Here is a 15,901-nt window from a genome sequence, read left to right as displayed (position 1 = left end):
GCATCGGGGCGGCGCGACGCCTCAGCAACGGACCGATATCGCCGTGGTCTGTCCGGATGCCGGAAGCGAGCTAACCGACTCGCCGGAGAATTAGCCGCAACTCGCACTTGCGTCACGCCGGTAACACTGTATTTTCGTCCCCATGCGACACCCGGATGCGCGGACAAGTGCCCGCAAACGCCTTCCGAAATCCCTGACTGCTGCTGTGGCAGGCGCGGCGGCCGCGGCCATCGCGCTGCCGAGCGCGATCTCGTATGCCGACCCGGTGCCGCCAGCTCCTGCGCCCGCCCCGGCTCCAGCTCCGGCACCCGCCCCGGCTGGGGAACCGGCGCCTCCGGTCGACGCGCCGGCACCGCCGCCGTGGGCCCCGCCGCCGCCCGCGCCGGACCCGGCCGCACCTCCGGCTGATCCCAACGCCGCGCCGCCGCCATCGGCCGCGCCGGGTGCGCCGGCAGCTCCGGCCGCACCGGGAGCCGCGCCCGCCGCACCTGCGGCAGCTCCGGCGCCCGCGCCCGAGCCCGGACGCGTCAACAACGACGCCGGTGGCTTCAGTTACGTTGTGCCGCAAGGCTGGAAGATCGCCGATGCCACGCAGCTGTCCTACGGCCAGGCGCTGCTGACCAAGGCCCCGGCCGCGGGTTCGGAGCAGGCCCCGAGTGACACCAGCGTGCTGCTGGGTCGTCTGGACCTCAAGCTGTTCGCCGGTGCCGAATCCGACAACGGCAAGGCCGCCAACCGGTTGGCCTCGGACATGGGCGAGTTCTTCATGCCCTTCCCGGGCACCCGCGTCGGCCAGGAGACCACGGCGCTCACCGCCGGGACGCTGCCGGGCGCGGCGTCGTTCTACGAGGTCAAGTTCACCGATACGGGCAAGCCCAACGGCCAGATCTGGGCGGGCGTCGTCGGCAACCCGCCGCCGGACGCCACCATTCGCAGCCAGCGCAACCCGCAGCGGTGGTTCGTCGTGTGGCTGGGTTCGGGCAACCACCCGGTCGACAAGGCCGCAGCGGTGACGCTGGCCCAGTCGATCCGCCCGTGGAACCCGCCGCCGCCACCTCCGGTCGACCCGAACGCCCCGCCCAAGCCTGCCGATCCGGCCCACCCGATGGTCGGCGTGCCGGTGCCGGTGACGAACGCGCCGCCGGAGATGGCCCCCGCCGGATAGTCGCTCAAAAGAATCGAGGACCGTGCCCAACCGGGCGCGGTCCTCGATTCTTTGTGTCGAGTTCTACGTAGAACTCTTCGACTTCACGAAGCGGTAGAGCAGGACGAGGATCACCGCGCCGACCAGCGCACCCCAGAACGAGTGCTCGATCGGCGGGCGGAAATCGAGCTTGTGCGGTGCGTAGACGACACTGCTCAGCGTGCCGCCGACATAACCACCTGCGATACCCAGCACGCACGTGAGGATCCACCCCATGTCGTCCTTACCGGGTACGACGAACCGGGCGATGGCTCCGACGACGAGGCCGAGAAGAATCAACCAGACGATGTGCATCATTGTCATGACCTTTCGATTGACTGATACATCTCGAGGCTAGCCCGGTTCGGAGCACGACAAACACGTCTGAAACGCAGCAATCTGGTGACGGTTCGGGGGCCAGTCGCGGGGCGGGAGGCCTAGCTGAAGTGCCAGACGGCGGCCGCGGCGAGTGCGCCCATGCCGTTGAGCGACCAGTGCAGCGCGATCGGCGCAAGCAGGCTTCCGGACCGACGCCGCAGCCAGGTGAAGACGAATCCCGCGGCCGCGGTCGCGACGACGGCCATCGCGACGCCGGCGATCATGCCGGCCACCCCGCCGCCGAGCACGCGGGTGAATCCGACGTTGCTGCTGGTCAGGCCCAACGAGGTGGCGATGTGCCAGAGGCCGAACAACAGTGAGCCGGCGGCGGCGACGCCGCGGAATCCCCAGGCCCGGTCGAGCGTGCCGTGCAGTACGCCGCGGAAGGCCAGTTCCTCGGGGATGACGGTCTGCAGCGGAATGACGATCATCGACGCGAGCAGGGCGCCGGAGATCGTCGCGTAGTGGTTGTTGAGGAACATCGGGCGGGTCCAGGGCAGCAGGACGCCGACGGCGATCACCGACCCGACAAGCAGAATGGCGCCGAGCGCGTAGCGCATGCCGGTCCGCCAGTGCGCGCGGCCGAGTCCCAGCTCGGTCCACCCGAGGCCCCGTTTACGGACCAGGGCCACCAGCCCGAGCGCCGCGAGGGGCACGACGACGATGTTCGCCCAGGGGGTCGTGAAGTGGGCCAGCAGGTTGGTCGCGACCAGAACGGCCACCACCACGGCCACGTCGATGTAGACGCGCGGGTGCCGCACGGCTGGTGAGCCGGTCGGTAGGCATGGTGCAGCGGCGGCTGCCGAGGCGTCGATCATCTTTGGCGAGTGTACCGACGGGCGCCAAGGACCCAGGTCACATCGGTTGGCGGCGACCCACTGCCGGATCGATGTGTCGCGCGAGGATCAATGACGGTCCTTCCACCGCCGGTACGTCTCGGGGAGGCACACCGCGCAGGGGCGGTATCCGGCAGCGACGGCAGCGGTCTCATCGGCGAAGAACACCCGATGGGTCACGTAGCCGCCCTTGGCAATGGCCCGCAGCGCCGACGGGCAGTCCAGCCTGCCGTAGAGCTTGTTGCGCCGATGGCCGCCCAGGCGCCCCGGCGTCGCGCTGACGTAGGTGCGGCCCTGCGCATCGATGAGCGTGTACATGCTCAGGCGGCGTCGTGGAAGATCAGGCCGAGGGTCATCCGGTTTCCCGAGCGCAGCGTCGAAACACCATGGCGCACAGGGCCGACGGCCCACCCGCGTTTCGATGCCACCGGCCGTTCGCGCGTGGTGATGACCAGTCCGTGTCCGAACGGGATGGAGATCGCCGAGCCACGCGACTGCGCGCGGGGCCGCTGCTCGTACAGCAGGAATTCGCCGCCGGTGTAGTCGACCTCCGGCCGGGTCAGATTGATGACGACCTGCAGCGGAAAGACCAAGTCCCCGTACAGATCCTGGTGCAGGGCGCACCAGCCGCCGGCGCCGTACTTGAGCAACAGTGCGGTGGTGCGCGTCTGCCCGGCCCGGTGGCAGGTGTCCAGCCAGTCGTCGAAACTGTCGGGCCACGGCGGATCGCGGCGCAGCCGCGTCCACCAGTCGCGGGCGATCGGCAGCAGCCGCGGGTACAGCGCGTACTTGAGCTCGGTGACGATCTCCGGGTAGGGCCGGTGAAAATAGCGGTACTGGCCTTCGCCGAACCGGTAGCGGGCCATGTCGATGGTCGAGCGGAATCGGCTCGCGTCGGGGTAGATCGCCGCCAGCTCGGCGGCCTCGGCCGGCGTGACGAGAGGTCCGGTCAGCGCGCCGCCGACGGTCTCGAGCTCGGTGCGGACGGCTCCCCAGTCGGTGGCGGCGACACGCTGCTGCCAGACGCTCATGCCGCGGCCTCCAGGTCCAGTAGGAGGCGCTTGGCTTCCGGACCGCCGAGGTAGCCGCCCATCGCACCGTCGCTGCGGACCACGCGGTGGCACGGAACAACCACGGGCAGTGGGTTTTTCGCGCAGGCGGTGCCGACGGCGCGGACCGCCCTGGGGCTGCCGGCCAGCGCGGCGACAGCGGCATAGCTGGCCGTCTGCCCGTAGCCGATCTCCGGCAGGTGGTGCAGCACCGCGGCGCGGAATCCGGCGGCCAGCCGCCAATCCAGCGGTACGTCGAAGGTTCGGCGGGTCCGGGTGAAGTACTCGTCGAGTTCACGGGCGACCGCGTCGAGCCGGGCCGGTGCCCGCAGGATGCGCGGGCTCACCTTGTCGGCGAGCTGCTGCAGGACGGTGTCATGGTCTTCGATGGCGTAGGCGACACGGATGAGGCCCTGTTCGGTCGCCGCCAGCAGCAGCGGACCGACGGGACTGTCGACGATGCGGTAGGCGACGTCGAGGACGCCGTCGCGCTGGGCGGCCGCGGCCAGCCGGTCGTGCAATTCGGCCAACCGGTCCGGGCCGATGTCGGTCATGCGTGCCAGGTCGCCGGTGATGATTTCGCCGTTATTCATGGGTGTCTCTTTTCCCGGGCGCCGTCACTCCGATGAGTTCGGCGCGATAGGTGCGTCGTAGCGTGGCGATGCCGTCGCTGGCGGCGCGGCGTGCGGCCGCGGCGGTGCCGCCGAGAATCTCGGCGATCTCGTTGTAGGGCAGTCCCGCGAGGTAGTGGTACGCGACGGCGTGCTTCTGTTTGGGTGGGAGTGCATCGACGGCGACCGCGAGATCGACTTCGATGGCCGCGCTGTCGCGGACGTCGCGCCGAGATGCCGGCTCGGGTACGACGTCAGTGGGGATGGGCCGGCGTGTCCGGGTTCTGGTGATGTCGATGGCCTTGTGGTGCGCGATGGTCACCAGCCAGGCCTCGAGATTCGCATCCGCCGGCAGCTCGGGATAGGCCTTGAGGGCCGCCAGGAACGTCTCTGACCAGGCGTCGTCGGCGTCGTGTACGCCGACGATGGCGGCACAGACCCGGAAGACCGTAGGACCGTGGTTGCGCACCACGGCCTCGAATGGCGGTTTGGCTTTCACACCCAGTAGACGCTCCGTCGCCGGTATTTGTGAGGTCTCGATCCTCACCGATTTACCGATGCTAGGTGGCGCGGGTGGTGCGTCTAGTTCGACGACGGTGCGGGTGGTGGTTCGAAGGGTTGGTACCACCACCATTGGGCGCGTTCCCCGGTCGGGCCGGGGCACGGCGGCACATCGGGGCGGGCCGTGGTGGGCGGCCGAGCAAGTGATCCGCCGTCGAGTTGTCGGCCCGCGGCATCGGTGACGACCAGCCGATCGGCCGGCCCGGTGATCGTGATGACCCGCTGGTGATGCAACCGGTGGTGGTACGGGCACACCAGCACCAGGTTGTGCAGCTCGGTCTCCCCGCCGTTCTCCCAATGAATGATGTGATGGGCGTGCAAGCCGCGGGTGGCCCCGCACCCCGGAACCCGGCAGCAGCGGTCCCGGTGCTCCAGCGCGCGGCGCAGCCGACGACTGATGGTGCGGGTGCTGCGCCCGGCACCGAACGGCTGGCCGTGCTTGTCGAGCCACACCTCGCAGGTGGCATCGCACAACAGCAGTTGGCGTTCCTCATCGGTGAGCACCGAACCCAGATGCAAGGCGGCCGTGCGCTGTTCGAGGTCCGCATGCACGACGACGGTGGTGCGCTGCCCATGCGGCCGCAGTGCCACGTCGGCGTCCCAGCCGGCCTCCACCACGCTCATGAACGCATCCACCTGATTCGGGAACGGCGGTGCCTGCTCCGACACTTGCCCTTCGGTGTCCTCGTGGTCGCGCTTCCAGTCCGCGACCAATGCATCCTGATGCGACGCCATCGCCGCATCGAACTTCGCCGCCTCCAACTTCGGCAACCGGATCTTGTACGTGACCGAGCCGTCGTCGTGGCTGGTCTTGGCGATCGACCGCGGCACCTCGGGCTTGGGCTCAGGCCCCGGGCGCGGCTCCAGTTTCACCGCCGTCCGCAACTGCGTGACCGTGGCGCTCTCGGCGAACTGGGCGTAGTGCTCATCAGAACCCTCGCCGGCATGTTCGGCGACCATCCCGACCTGATCCAGCGACAACCGGCCCGCCCGCATCGCTTCGGCGCAGCGCGGGAACTCCTCGAGCCGGTGCGCCACCGCCATCATCACTTCCGCATTGCGCGGTGACACACCGGTTTTCCATGCCATCAACGACGCCATCGACCGGGCGCCGGTGGCACCCCAGAGCCCGTCCCGGTCGATCTCGGCGGCAATCTGCACCAGCCGGGCGTCGATCGCGTTGCGCTGACCGGTCAGCTCACCGATCTCGGCGAAGTACGCATCCATGCGCTCGCACGGCGACGACTCAACATCGAAAGCCGTTGCGCTGCTGGGCATAACATCATCAAAGCAGAAGGGTCCGACAAAAACGGCGACGTGCTAACCGGCCAACGTCGACAACGAAACCGACGAATCGGCGAGTGCCCCGACATCCACCGGCCGCCGCGACCGGATGAGCTTCTTGATGTCGTCGAGGCCTTCCCAGATGTTGACGTTCATGCCGGCCAGCACGCGGTGTCCACCGTCGAGCCAGAACATGGTGAACTCACGCGTGCCGAGATCACCGCGCGTGATGGCCATCTGGTACTGCGGCGCGTATCCGACGTACTCCATGCCGAGATCGAACTGGTCGGTGAAGAAGTAGGGCAGTTCGTCGTAAGTGGTTGCCGTGCCGAGCATTCCGTCGACGGCGACGGCCGGCTGCTTGAGGGCGTTGGCCCAGTGCTCGGTCCGGATCGGCACGCCGAACAGCGGATGCTCGGCGGCCGCGATGTCGCCGACTGCGTAGATATCGTCATCGCTGGTCTTGAGGGACTCGTCGACGGCGACGCCGCCGTCGGCGATGACCAGTCCGGAGCGTTCCGCGAACTCGACGTTCGGCTTGGCGCCGACCGCGACCAGTACCGCATCCGCCTCGACGGTGGATCCGTCGCCGAGTCGCAGCCCCGTCGCCTTGTGGTCAGCGGTGGTGATCTCATCGACCGTGGTGCCCAACCGCAGATCCACGCCGTGGTCCCGGTGCAGCCCGACGAACACCTCGCCGGCTTCCTTGCCCAGGGAGGCCTGCAGCGGCAGCGCGGCGGTCTCGACCACCGTGACGTCGGCGCCCAGCCCCCGGGCACTGGCCGCCACTTCGAGCCCGATCCAGCCGCCTCCGACTATCGCGAGCCGCCGGCCTTCGGTGAGTTGGGCCAGCAGTGCGGTGGCGTCGTCGATGGTGCGCAGGTAGTACACGCCGTCGGCGTCGGATCCAGGGATCGGCGGCTTGCGGGGGCGGGATCCCGTGGCCAGCAACAACTTGTCGTAGTGCTCGTGATCGCCGTCGTTGAACGCCACCATGTGCGCGGTGCGATCGAGCGTGGTGACCTCCGTGCCGAGTTTCAGGTCGACGTCGTGCTCGGCGTACCAGCTCTTGGGCTGCACCGTGAATTCTTCGATGGTCTTCTTACCGGCCATGAATTCCTTCGACAGCGGGGGACGCTCGTAGGGCAGCCGGTCCTCGGCGCCGAACAGCACCACCTGCCCGTCAAAATCCTTGCTGCGCAAGGCTTCCGCGGCTTTGGCGCCCGCCAGCCCGCCGCCGATGATCACAAAAGTGGGTGAGCCGGCCATTCGAGAATCCCTTCATCGATCTGAGTTGGTCTACGCTTCGATGCGTTCGCGGACGGTGTCGTCGAGCGACGCCCGCACGAGTGCGGCAGCCAGCCGCGCGTTCCGGTTCGGGGCCAGGCTGCTGAGCTTGCCGGCGTCCGTCGGCAGGCCCAGATCTTTCGCCGCGGCGAGTGCCCGATCGTCGAAATACGGTTGCACCCAGGTCCAGACGTCCTGGATCTCACGCAGGAAGATGTCGGCGCCCGTGCGGCCGATACCGTCGAACCCCTGCAGGGCCTTGGCTGCGGCTTTCACGTCGTGGTGCGCCCTGATTCGCAGGTTGCGCAGATCGCCGCCGTACTCGTCGTTGACCCGGGTCGCGATGTGGGTCATGCGGGTCGCCGAGCTCTCGTCGTATCTGGCGTAGCCGGCGCGTCCGAACGCCCTGATCATCTGGCTGCGGTCGGCATCGAGTACCGCGGTGGGCGTGCGCAACCCGGCGCGGAACAGTTCTCGCGCCGCGGCGACCGCGGTTTCCGCGGCGATGGGCTTGCTCGCGAGCATGCACAGCGACAGCAGTTTGAACAGTGGCATCGGCTTGTCGCGGAGCGTTATCCCGGCTTCCTCGGCATACGTCGTACCGGCTGCGTCGAGCAGCCGCGCGACGATCTGTCGATCCCGTGCCATAACCCCCGGCATACCCAATGGCGCGGTGCGCAAACGCTACTTGGGTGGCAGCGTGCCCGCGTAGCCGACGCCCCGGTCGACCCAGGTCTGCAGTTGGCGTTTGGTTTTCAGGCCGTCGGCCGCCACCCGCAGCCAGCCCCGCATCTCGCGGCCGCCCATCACCATCAGTTCGCAGTGCGCACGTCCCAGCAACTTCTCGGTCTCATCGGGCGCAACCCGCACCAACAGGCCACCGTCGTGACTCGCGGCCACGGACATGTGGCCATTCAGCAGGAACGCCAGCCCGCCGAACATTCGCTTTTCCTCGATGCCGCCGACCGGGCCGAGCAGCTCACGGATCCGGTTGGCCAGATCCTCGTCATAGGCCATGTGGTCAGTCTGCCCCAATCAGCCGTCGGCTTTGGCTATCTTGCCGCTGTGCAGTCAGCGAACACGTTAGATTCCACACGTGCTGATCGCGGCGTTACGTGACCTGCAGTGGCGGCGCCGCCGATTTCTCATCGCGGTCGTCGGCACTTCATTCGTGTTCGCCATGACGCTGGTGCTCACCGGGCTGGCCAACGGATTCCGGGTGGAGGCCAGTAACACCGTCAATTCGCTGGGCATCGACTACTTCATGATCCAGAACGGGGCGGCCGGACCGTTCCTGGGTTCGTCGCCGTTCGCGCAGACCGAAGTCGAACGCGCGCAACGGCTTCCGGGCGTGCAGGCCGCTGCCGCAGTGGTCTATGCGGGCACGACGGCACTGGACAACGGGACGCCGCGGACCATGAACCTGTTCGGCGCCCCGACCGCCGGCCCCGGCATGCCGGCGATGTCACAGGGTCGGCCGCCTGCCACGCCCGACGAGATCGCGGTGTCGTCGACGCTGGGCCGCAAGATCGGCGACCAGATGCACATCGCCTCGCACACACTGCAGGTCGTGGGGATCGTCAACAACTCCACCGTGCTGGCGCAGCAGCCCAATCTGTTCCTCACGACGGTCGGTGCGCAGCGCCTGGTGTACGGCGGGCAGCCCGTCATCGCGTCGGTCGGTATCCGGGGTGACCCGACCAGGGCGCTCGACGGCTACCGGCTGGTGGACCGTCGCGGTGCCATCGACGACATGATGCGGCCGTTGAAAGTCGCCGTCGATGCCATCAGCATCATGGCCGTCCTGCTCTGGGTGGTGGCCGCGACGATCATCGGCATGTTCATCTACATGTCCGCCATGGAGCGCACCCGCGACTTCGCGGTGTTCAAAGCCGTTGGGGTCAAGACGAAATCGATGATGGGTGGGCTGGCGTTGCAGGCCGTGTTCATCGCCGTGTGCTCGGCGGCGATCGGCGTGCTGCTGGCGATGGTGCTCGGGCCGATGTTCCCCATGCGGGTGGATGTCCCGGCCGGGGCGTACCTGTTGCTGCCGGTGGTGGCCATCACCATCGGGCTGATCGCGAGCCTGGCGGGCATGCGTAGAGCGGTGACGATAGATCCAGCGATGGCATTCGGGGGGCCATAGACCATGAGCGACTTACAGATTCGCGACCTGGTGGTGGAATACGGCAAGGGCGCCGACAAGGTCAGGCCCATCGACAATTTCCAGTTGGAGCTGTCGGCGGGATCGCTCGCGATCCTGTTGGGTCCCAGCGGTTGTGGGAAGACGACGCTGTTGTCGTGCATGGGTGGAATCCTCAAGCCGACGTCGGGCCAGATCCTGTTCGACGGTATCGACGTCACCACGCTCGGGCCCAAGGCGCTGACCGACTACCGCCGCAATACCGTCGGCATCGTGTTCCAGGCGTTCAACCTGGTGCCCAGCCTCACGGCCGCCGAGAACGTCATGGTGCCGATGCGGGCCGCGGGCATGAGCCGCGGCGCAGCCCGGCAGCGTGCCGCGGAACTGCTCGACCGGGTCGGTCTGGCCCACCGGATGACACACCGCCCCGGTGACATGTCGGGTGGACAGCAGCAGCGCGTCGCGGTGGCACGGGCCATCGCGCTGGACCCGCCGTTGATCCTGGCCGACGAGCCCACGGCGCACCTGGACTTCATCCAGGTCGAGGAGGTGCTGCGGCTCATCCGGGAGCTCGCCGACGACCGCGTGGTGGTGGTCGCCACTCATGACAGCCGCATGCTGCCGCTGGCGGACCGGGTGATCGAGCTGGTCCCCACCGTCTCCAGCACCGAGCGGGAGCCCGAGGTCTTCGAACTCGACGCCGGGGATCTGGTGTTCGAGCAGACGACCATCGGCGACCTGATCTACGTCGTGCGGGAGGGCCGGTTCGAGATCACCCGCGAGATGCCCGACGGCGAGACGATGCTGCTGTTCACCGCGGGCCCTGGCGAGTACTTCGGCGAGATCGGGCCGCTGTTCGGGATTCCGCGCACCGCGACGGTGCGTGCCCTCACCGACGGGGTCGTCGTCGGCTACACCGTCAAGGATTTCCGGGCCCGGCTCGGGCCCGACCGCATCCACGAGCTCATCGAGCACCGCGCGATCCACCTGGCCGACGAACCGCCGTCGGCCGACATCGCCTGAGGGTCCTGTTCTATCCGCGAGCAGACACAAAACTGTCGAATCTCGGTCGAAAATGACAGTTTTGCGTCTGCTCGCGGTATTCGGTTGTCAGGCGGCGTTGGTCACGGCCTCCGCCGCCGGCTCCAATGCCTGGGCGATGATGTCGGCGACGTCGGTCATGGGCCGCACGTCGAGTGCGTCCAGGACCTCGGCCGGGACGTCGTCCAGATCCGGTTCGTTGCGCGACGGGATGAAAACCGTTGTCAGCCCGGCACGTTGGGCCGCCATCAGCTTCTGCTTGACCCCGCCGATGGGCAGCACCCGCCCGTTCAGCGTGACCTCGCCCGTCATCCCGACGTCGGAACGCACCTGCCGCCCGGTGGCCATGGAGACCAGCGCGGTCACCATCGTCACACCGGCGGACGGACCGTCCTTGGGCACCGCACCCGCGGGCACGTGCACGTGGATGCGACGGTCCAGAGCCTTCGGATCGACACCCAGCTCCGCGGCGTGCGACCGCACGTAGGACAGCGCGATCTGCGCCGACTCCTTCATCACGTCGCCCAGCTGACCGGTCAACTGCAGACCCGGGTCGCCGTCGTTCGATCCGGCCTCGATGTAGAGCACATCGCCGCCCATGCCCGTGACGGCCAGGCCGGTCGCCACGCCCGGGACCGCGGTGCGCTCCGCCGACTCCGGCATGAAGCGCGGACGGCCCAGGTACTCGACCAGATCCGGTTCATTCACCGTGACCGCGTCGGCACCCGACGCCAGCCGCGTGGTCACCTTCCGCAGCGCCTTGGCCAGCAGCCGCTCGAACTGCCGCACGCCCGGCTCACGGGTGTAGTCCGCGGCGATCTTGCGCAGCGCCGCGTCCGTCACCGTCACCTCGTCGGTGGTCAGCGCCGCCCGTTCGGCCTGCCGGGGCAGCAGGTAGTCGCGGGCGATGGCGACCTTGTCGTCCTCGGTGTAGCCGTCGATCTGCACCAACTCCATGCGGTCCAGGAGCGCCGACGGGATGTTCTCGATGACGTTGGCCGTCGCCAGGAACACCACATCGGACAGGTCCAGATCCAGGTCCAGGTAGTGGTCGCGGAACGTGTGGTTCTGCGCGGGGTCCAGCACCTCCAGCAGCGCCGCCGCGGGATCGCCGCGGTAGTCCGAGCCCACCTTGTCGATCTCGTCCAGCAGCACAACGGGATTCATGGAAGCGGCCTCGCCGATGGCCCGCACGATGCGGCCCGGCAGCGCACCGACGTAGGTGCGCCGGTGCCCGCGGATCTCGGCCTCGTCGCGCACGCCGCCCAGGGCGACGCGGACGAACTTGCGGCCCAGCGCGCGTGCCACCGACTCGCCCAGCGACGTCTTGCCGACGCCGGGAGGCCCGGCCAGCACCATGACGGCGCCCGAGCCGCGGCCGCCGACGACGGCCATGCCGCGCTGGGCGCGGCGGGCCCGCACCGCCAGGTACTCGACGATGCGATCTTTCACGTCGTCCAAACCGTGGTGGTCGGCGTCCAGGATCTCCCTGGCGGCCTTCAGATCCGTCGAATCCTCGGTGCGCTCGTTCCACGGGAGCTCGAGCACGGTGTCCAGCCAGGTCCGGATCCAGCCGCCCTCGGGGGTCTGCTCGCTGGACCGTTCCAGCTTGCCGACCTCGCGCAGCGCCGCCTCCCGCACCTTCTCGGGCAGATCGGCCGCCTCGATGCGGGTCCGGTAGTCCGCGGGCTCCTCGGCCCCGGCGCTACCGTCCAGCTCGCCCAGCTCCTTGCGGATGGCATCCAGTTGCTGGCGCAGCAGGAATTCCTTCTGCCGCTTGTCCATGCCGGCGCGGACGTCCTCGGCGATCTTGTCGTTCACCTCGACCTCGGCCAGGTGCTCACCGGTCCACTCGATCAGCAGGTGGAGGCGACGACTCACATCTGAGGTCTCCAGCAGCTCGCGCTTCTGCACGTCCGTCAGGTACGACGCGTAGCCCGCGGTGTCGGCCAGTGCCGACGGCTGGCTGATCTGATTGACGGCATCGACGATCTGCCACGCCTCGCGGCGCTGCAGGATGGCCAGCAACAGCTTCTTGTACTCGGCTGCCAGGGTGCGGGTTTCCTCGGTCGCCTCGGTCTCGGCGATCTCGTCGACCAGAACCCACAGCGCACTGCCCGGGCCGGATGTGCCGGACCCGATGTGTGCGCGCCGTTCACCGCGGACAACGGCGGCGGTTCCGCCACTGGGCACGCGGCCGACCTGGACGATCGACGCCAGGACGCCGTGGGTGGGGTAGCGGTCGTCGAGGCGGGGCGCGATGAGCAGCTTCCCGGCCTCGCCGGCGGCTGCGGCGGCCTGGGCCGCGTCGACCGCGGCACGTGCGGCCTCATCGAGTTCGATGGGCACGACCATGCCCGGCAGGACGATCGGCTCGGTGACAAACAGGACGGGAACAGCGATGGGCGCTGTTGTGGCGTCAGACATCCGTACCTCCAAAGTTGAATCTCCTGCGCTCAACCTTTGGGGGTGTCGATTTGTTCCAGGGTCGTCGGCTCGCCCTGTTGGCGTTCTTCCCAGCGGTTCGCGGCCCGTTTGCCGACCACGAACGTCGCAGTCATCAGCAAGCCGGTGGTGGCGAGCGACAACACCGAGGTCAGGGCGTTGGCGACGTCCACCGGGGTGGAGAAGATGACCGCCAGATGCAGTGCGGTGCCGACGAGCAGGCCGACGCCCCACATCGCTGAGAGCAGAATGTGCACGCGCCGCCGGTAAGCGGCCGCAGCCGGGCCGGTGTCGTGTTCTTCGGTCTGAACTCGCTCCGACACGATCTGGGTGAGCGGGGTGCCGACCACGCAGCTGCCGAGGAAGACCAGGCCGCCGAGGCCGCCCACCAACGTGTTGCCCGCCAGCAGCATTCGCGGATCCGACGTGCTGACCCCGACGGCCAGGCTCAGGCCGAAATTGAGCATGAGGTAACCCGCGAACGGGTCCAGACGGCGCGCGCTGATCGCGTCGTAGGCGACCTTGCCGCCGGCCAGCACCGTGGCGGTGAGCAGCGCCACATATTCGGACACGCCGGCGGCCCGCAGTCCGTAGTACGCGATCAGTGGCGGAGCGATGTCGAGCAGGACGCCGCGGATGATCGGTCGCATGGACTGTGCCTGGCTCACGGCGACGACAGTATGCGGTGATCCTGAGTGGTGGCCAAAAGCGGGAGCCTGCCGTCTCGGGGGTAACGGCAGGCTCCCGTACTGAATAGTGAAGCACCCGGGACGTCCGGTTCCTCGTCTCGATGCCGAAGAGTGACGTCGCAGTTGGCTAACGGTTCGGACTCGGAACAGGGCTCACGGCCGGAAGCAGGCCGCGTACAGCTCCTTCATGGTGTCGGCGAATTCATCGACGGGGCCGTCGACGGGCACGCCGGGCGCCACGGCCGAAATGGGCAGCGCCGCAACGGGGGAGGGTGCCACGCCCCATTCGCCGAGCCAGCCGCCGAGTTGCGCCGACGACGTGGCGTAGACGATGCGGCCCAGCCCCACCCAGGCGTGCGCGGCCGAACACATGGGGCAATGCTCACCGGAGGTGTAGGTAACCGCGGCGGCGCGCTGCGCGGGATCGAGATTGGTTGCCGCCCAACGGGCGATGGCGAATTCGGGGTGCTGGGTCTGGTCTCCGCCGGAAACCCGGTTGCGGTCCTCGAAGACGACGACGCCGTCGGCATCCACCAGCAGCGAGCCGAAAGGTTGGTCGCCGTCCTCCAGCGCCTCACGGGCCAGCTCGACGCAGCGGTTCAGGTGGCGCAGATCATCGGCGGTGACGGTCATGGCGTGAAGTTTACGGAGTCACAGATCGTCGATACTGATGATCCGATCCTGGATGGCGCGTGCCACCAGCGCGGCTTTCGTGCCGGCCGGGCGGCCGGCGGCGATGTATTTGGCCCGGATGCGCTGCAGGTGGGTGCGCACGGTACTGGGCGCCAGGAACAGTTGCTGCGCGACGAGTTCCTTGCTGTCCGTCCGGAACCACGCCAGGAGCACCTCCTGCTCGCGTGGCGCCAGGACCGGGCGCAGACAGAAATCCCGGTCGTCGAGAGCGGCGGCCACGTTCGGCCCGACATAGGGGAACGGGGTCACGGCTGCCCGGATGGCCTTGAGCAGGTGCTCCCGGCCTTCGGTCTGGATGAGGTAGGTCCGGGCGCCCGAATCGATCGCGGTGCGGATGACGTCGCGGTCGGTGAGATGCGAATACACCACGACGTGGTAACCGCGGTTGTCGAGATCACGCACGGCGGCGAGACTGTTGGCTTCGTCCGCCTTGAGTCCCAGGACGACCACCTGGGCGTCGTCTTCGGGCACGGGCCGTCGCCGCAGGAACTCCTCGGTGTCGGCGAAGTAGGACGTGGCCGTCGCGCAGAGTGCGTGGTCGTCACGGAGCCAGGCCGCGATGCCGGCATGGACGACTTCGTACGAGTCGACGACGGTCACGCGTGAGACCTGACATCCAGCGAACGGATCGATCCGCATCGGCCTGAACTCCTTCACAACCGGATCCCGCCGGCTCGCCGGCAGTATCCGGGATCGCATTGCCGTGTTGTCCGTCGAAGTTTGCTGCGTGCACGCCGGCGGCACCTGTGCCGAACTCTAGTGCGCGGGTGTGACGATGTACAGCATTCCGGACAAAGGTGCGAATGTTTGGCAATTGCGCGGCACATCGACGTGGCGATGTGCTACCACGGCGCGTGATGGGCGCGGGATCGCGGAACGACGGTCTCGGTAAATCGGCTTTCCGGCATCCTGTATCGCATTTGCTGTATCCATGTTTCATGGTTGCTACGGCCAGTGCGATCCGCGGCGGTGGTTCGCCTGCCGATAGTCGCCGTGGCCACGGCGAAAACTGTTGGCGCGCAGGCAGTGGGACCCCACCCTCGACAGCCTGATTAGAACGTGTTCTAGTTCAAGGGTGCTCGAGGACACCATGCAGAAGCTGAGCGCCGACGAGGTGGCGCGGATGCGAGCCGTCTACGAACCGCTCACGCAGTCCGTACGCGAGCTCATCGATGCCACCATCCGGACAGAGGTCGGAGCCGCGGCCATCGCCGCCGTGCAGGCCGAGATCGACGCCGCCACCGCCCAGCTCCGCGCGCAGCAGCTCGAGGGTTCGTTCGGCATCAGGTTCGGCGCGCAGGGCAGTGAAATGCCCTGGGGCAATGCGGTGATCGGGGTTCGAAACCCGATCGCGCCGCCCGTCGTCCTCATCCGGGCTGCCGACGGCAGCGTGTCGGCCGACTTCCATCTGGGCGCCGCCTACGAGGGCCCGCCGGGCCACGTTCATGGCGGGGTGTCGGCGATGGTCCTCGACCACGTCCTCGGCGAGGGGGCGAGCCTGCCGGGACAGCCGCGGCTCACCGGCACCCTCACCATGCGCTACCGGCGCATGACGCGGCTCGGCGATCTGCACGCCGAGGCCCGCATCGTGCGGACCGAGGGCATCAAGACCTACGCCGTCGGGCACATCGCCGATGCCGAGGGCATCACGGTGGAGGCCGAGGGCGTGTTCATCACGCCGCGCTGGGCGCGGGACTGACG

Annotated in this window: 18 protein-coding genes; 4 read left to right on the top strand and 14 right to left on the bottom strand. The window is 68.2% G+C overall.

What is annotated here, in order from left to right; all coding sequences use genetic code 11:
* Positions 1–142: 142 nt before the first annotated feature.
* Entirely contained in the window at positions 143–1,165 is a 1,023-nt protein-coding gene (locus tag ACJH7A_RS04475) for an APA family fibronectin-binding glycoprotein (RefSeq protein WP_213020320.1), read from the top strand.
* Positions 1,166–1,228: 63 nt separating this feature from the next.
* On the opposite strand, the gene ACJH7A_RS04470 is transcribed toward ACJH7A_RS04475, so the two are convergent.
* From ACJH7A_RS04470 to ACJH7A_RS04425, 10 genes are all read right to left on the bottom strand, one after another.
* Positions 1,229–1,501 (bottom strand): GlsB/YeaQ/YmgE family stress response membrane protein, encoded by a 273-nt coding sequence (locus tag ACJH7A_RS04470; RefSeq protein WP_020100188.1) that lies wholly within the window; start codon positions 1,499–1,501, stop codon positions 1,229–1,231.
* 119 nt (positions 1,502–1,620) lie between these two features.
* A complete protein-coding gene (locus ACJH7A_RS04465; protein ID WP_212814427.1) occupies positions 1,621–2,379 on the bottom strand; it encodes a CPBP family intramembrane glutamic endopeptidase in 759 nt (252 codons plus the stop codon).
* An 87-nt stretch (positions 2,380–2,466) separates the two neighbouring features.
* Positions 2,467–2,715, bottom strand: a complete 249-nt coding sequence (locus ACJH7A_RS04460; RefSeq protein WP_406801474.1) for an Ada metal-binding domain-containing protein — start codon at positions 2,713–2,715, stop codon at positions 2,467–2,469.
* A gap of 2 nt (positions 2,716–2,717) precedes the next feature.
* A complete protein-coding gene (locus tag ACJH7A_RS04455) occupies positions 2,718–3,428 on the bottom strand; it encodes a 2OG-Fe(II) oxygenase (RefSeq protein WP_212814431.1) in 711 nt (236 codons plus the stop codon).
* Entirely contained in the window at positions 3,425–4,000 is a 576-nt protein-coding gene (locus tag ACJH7A_RS04450; protein WP_212814793.1) for a methylated-DNA--[protein]-cysteine S-methyltransferase, read from the bottom strand. The genes ACJH7A_RS04455 and ACJH7A_RS04450 overlap by 4 nt, the downstream gene beginning before the upstream one ends.
* Before the next feature lie 31 nt (positions 4,001–4,031).
* Positions 4,032–4,556 carry an RNA polymerase sigma factor gene (locus ACJH7A_RS04445; RefSeq protein WP_212814794.1) on the bottom strand — a complete coding sequence of 175 codons (525 nt, stop codon included), beginning with the start codon at positions 4,554–4,556 and terminating at the stop codon, positions 4,032–4,034.
* 83 nt (positions 4,557–4,639) lie between these two features.
* Positions 4,640–5,896 carry an HNH endonuclease signature motif containing protein gene (locus ACJH7A_RS04440; protein ID WP_212814433.1) on the bottom strand — a complete coding sequence of 419 codons (1,257 nt, stop codon included), beginning with the start codon at positions 5,894–5,896 and terminating at the stop codon, positions 4,640–4,642.
* A 42-nt stretch (positions 5,897–5,938) separates the two neighbouring features.
* Complete coding sequence (locus tag ACJH7A_RS04435) at positions 5,939–7,171, bottom strand: NAD(P)/FAD-dependent oxidoreductase (protein ID WP_212814435.1); 1,233 nt, start codon at positions 7,169–7,171, stop codon at positions 5,939–5,941.
* 30 nt (positions 7,172–7,201) lie between these two features.
* Entirely contained in the window at positions 7,202–7,837 is a 636-nt protein-coding gene (locus ACJH7A_RS04430; protein WP_212811315.1) for an endonuclease, read from the bottom strand.
* 36 nt (positions 7,838–7,873) lie between these two features.
* The gene (locus ACJH7A_RS04425; protein ID WP_212811316.1) at positions 7,874–8,206 is read right to left on the bottom strand and encodes a TfoX/Sxy family protein; all 333 of its coding nucleotides are present in this window, start codon (positions 8,204–8,206) and stop codon (positions 7,874–7,876) included.
* A 79-nt stretch (positions 8,207–8,285) separates the two neighbouring features.
* Here ACJH7A_RS04425 and ACJH7A_RS04420 point away from each other — a divergent pair, with 79 nt between their 5' ends.
* A complete protein-coding gene (locus ACJH7A_RS04420) occupies positions 8,286–9,335 on the top strand; it encodes an ABC transporter permease (protein WP_212811317.1) in 1,050 nt (349 codons plus the stop codon).
* 3 nt (positions 9,336–9,338) lie between these two features.
* On the top strand, positions 9,339–10,355 hold the full coding sequence (locus tag ACJH7A_RS04415) for an ATP-binding cassette domain-containing protein (protein WP_212811318.1): 1,017 nt from the start codon (positions 9,339–9,341) through the stop codon (positions 10,353–10,355).
* Between the two features lie 87 nt (positions 10,356–10,442).
* On the opposite strand, the gene lon is transcribed toward ACJH7A_RS04415, so the two are convergent.
* From lon to ACJH7A_RS04395, 4 genes are all read right to left on the bottom strand, one after another.
* A complete protein-coding gene (gene lon, locus ACJH7A_RS04410) occupies positions 10,443–12,800 on the bottom strand; it encodes an endopeptidase La (RefSeq protein ID WP_406801473.1) in 2,358 nt (785 codons plus the stop codon).
* A gap of 29 nt (positions 12,801–12,829) precedes the next feature.
* On the bottom strand, positions 12,830–13,486 hold the full coding sequence (locus ACJH7A_RS04405; protein WP_244872527.1) for a VC0807 family protein: 657 nt from the start codon (positions 13,484–13,486) through the stop codon (positions 12,830–12,832).
* Between the two features lie 174 nt (positions 13,487–13,660).
* Entirely contained in the window at positions 13,661–14,140 is a 480-nt protein-coding gene (locus tag ACJH7A_RS04400; RefSeq protein ID WP_212811320.1) for a nucleoside deaminase, read from the bottom strand.
* 18 nt (positions 14,141–14,158) lie between these two features.
* A complete protein-coding gene (locus ACJH7A_RS04395; protein ID WP_212811321.1) occupies positions 14,159–14,839 on the bottom strand; it encodes a LuxR C-terminal-related transcriptional regulator in 681 nt (226 codons plus the stop codon).
* A gap of 451 nt (positions 14,840–15,290) precedes the next feature.
* Between ACJH7A_RS04395 and ACJH7A_RS04390 the strand changes: the two genes are divergently transcribed.
* Positions 15,291–15,899: a PaaI family thioesterase gene (locus ACJH7A_RS04390; RefSeq protein ID WP_371824572.1), complete on the top strand. Its 609-nt coding sequence runs from the start codon at positions 15,291–15,293 to the stop codon at positions 15,897–15,899.
* The last annotated feature ends 2 nt before the right edge of the window (positions 15,900–15,901 follow it).

Source organism: Mycobacterium sp. SMC-17 (assembly GCF_045310915.1).
Taxonomy (GTDB): Bacteria; Actinomycetota; Actinomycetes; order Mycobacteriales; family Mycobacteriaceae; genus Mycobacterium.
The sequence above is the reverse complement of the archived record's forward strand: the minus strand, read 5'-3'. Positions and strand labels throughout refer to the sequence as shown.

Bases quoted from the DNA above. Each gene is read 5' to 3' on its own strand.
- lon (WP_406801473.1), bottom strand. From the start codon at position 12,800: ATGTCTGACGCCACAACAGCGCCCATCGCTGTTCCCGTCCTGTTTGTC.
- ACJH7A_RS04455 (WP_212814431.1), bottom strand. From the start codon at position 3,428: ATGAGCGTCTGGCAGCAGCGTGTCGCCGCCACCGACTGGGGAGCCGTC.
- ACJH7A_RS04440 (WP_212814433.1), bottom strand. From the start codon at position 5,896: ATGCCCAGCAGCGCAACGGCTTTCGATGTTGAGTCGTCGCCGTGCGAG.
- ACJH7A_RS04390 (WP_371824572.1), top strand. From the start codon at position 15,291: ATGCAGAAGCTGAGCGCCGACGAGGTGGCGCGGATGCGAGCCGTCTAC.
- ACJH7A_RS04470 (WP_020100188.1), bottom strand. From the start codon at position 1,501: ATGATGCACATCGTCTGGTTGATTCTTCTCGGCCTCGTCGTCGGAGCC.
- ACJH7A_RS04415 (WP_212811318.1), top strand. From the start codon at position 9,339: ATGAGCGACTTACAGATTCGCGACCTGGTGGTGGAATACGGCAAGGGC.
- ACJH7A_RS04425 (WP_212811316.1), bottom strand. From the start codon at position 8,206: ATGGCCTATGACGAGGATCTGGCCAACCGGATCCGTGAGCTGCTCGGC.
- ACJH7A_RS04400 (WP_212811320.1), bottom strand. From the start codon at position 14,140: ATGACCGTCACCGCCGATGATCTGCGCCACCTGAACCGCTGCGTCGAG.
- ACJH7A_RS04450 (WP_212814793.1), bottom strand. From the start codon at position 4,000: ATGACCGACATCGGCCCGGACCGGTTGGCCGAATTGCACGACCGGCTG.
- ACJH7A_RS04460 (WP_406801474.1), bottom strand. From the start codon at position 2,715: ATGTACACGCTCATCGATGCGCAGGGCCGCACCTACGTCAGCGCGACG.
- ACJH7A_RS04395 (WP_212811321.1), bottom strand. From the start codon at position 14,839: ATGCGGATCGATCCGTTCGCTGGATGTCAGGTCTCACGCGTGACCGTC.
- ACJH7A_RS04435 (WP_212814435.1), bottom strand. From the start codon at position 7,171: ATGGCCGGCTCACCCACTTTTGTGATCATCGGCGGCGGGCTGGCGGGC.
- ACJH7A_RS04475 (WP_213020320.1), top strand. From the start codon at position 143: ATGCGACACCCGGATGCGCGGACAAGTGCCCGCAAACGCCTTCCGAAA.
- ACJH7A_RS04465 (WP_212814427.1), bottom strand. From the start codon at position 2,379: ATGATCGACGCCTCGGCAGCCGCCGCTGCACCATGCCTACCGACCGGC.
- ACJH7A_RS04430 (WP_212811315.1), bottom strand. From the start codon at position 7,837: ATGGCACGGGATCGACAGATCGTCGCGCGGCTGCTCGACGCAGCCGGT.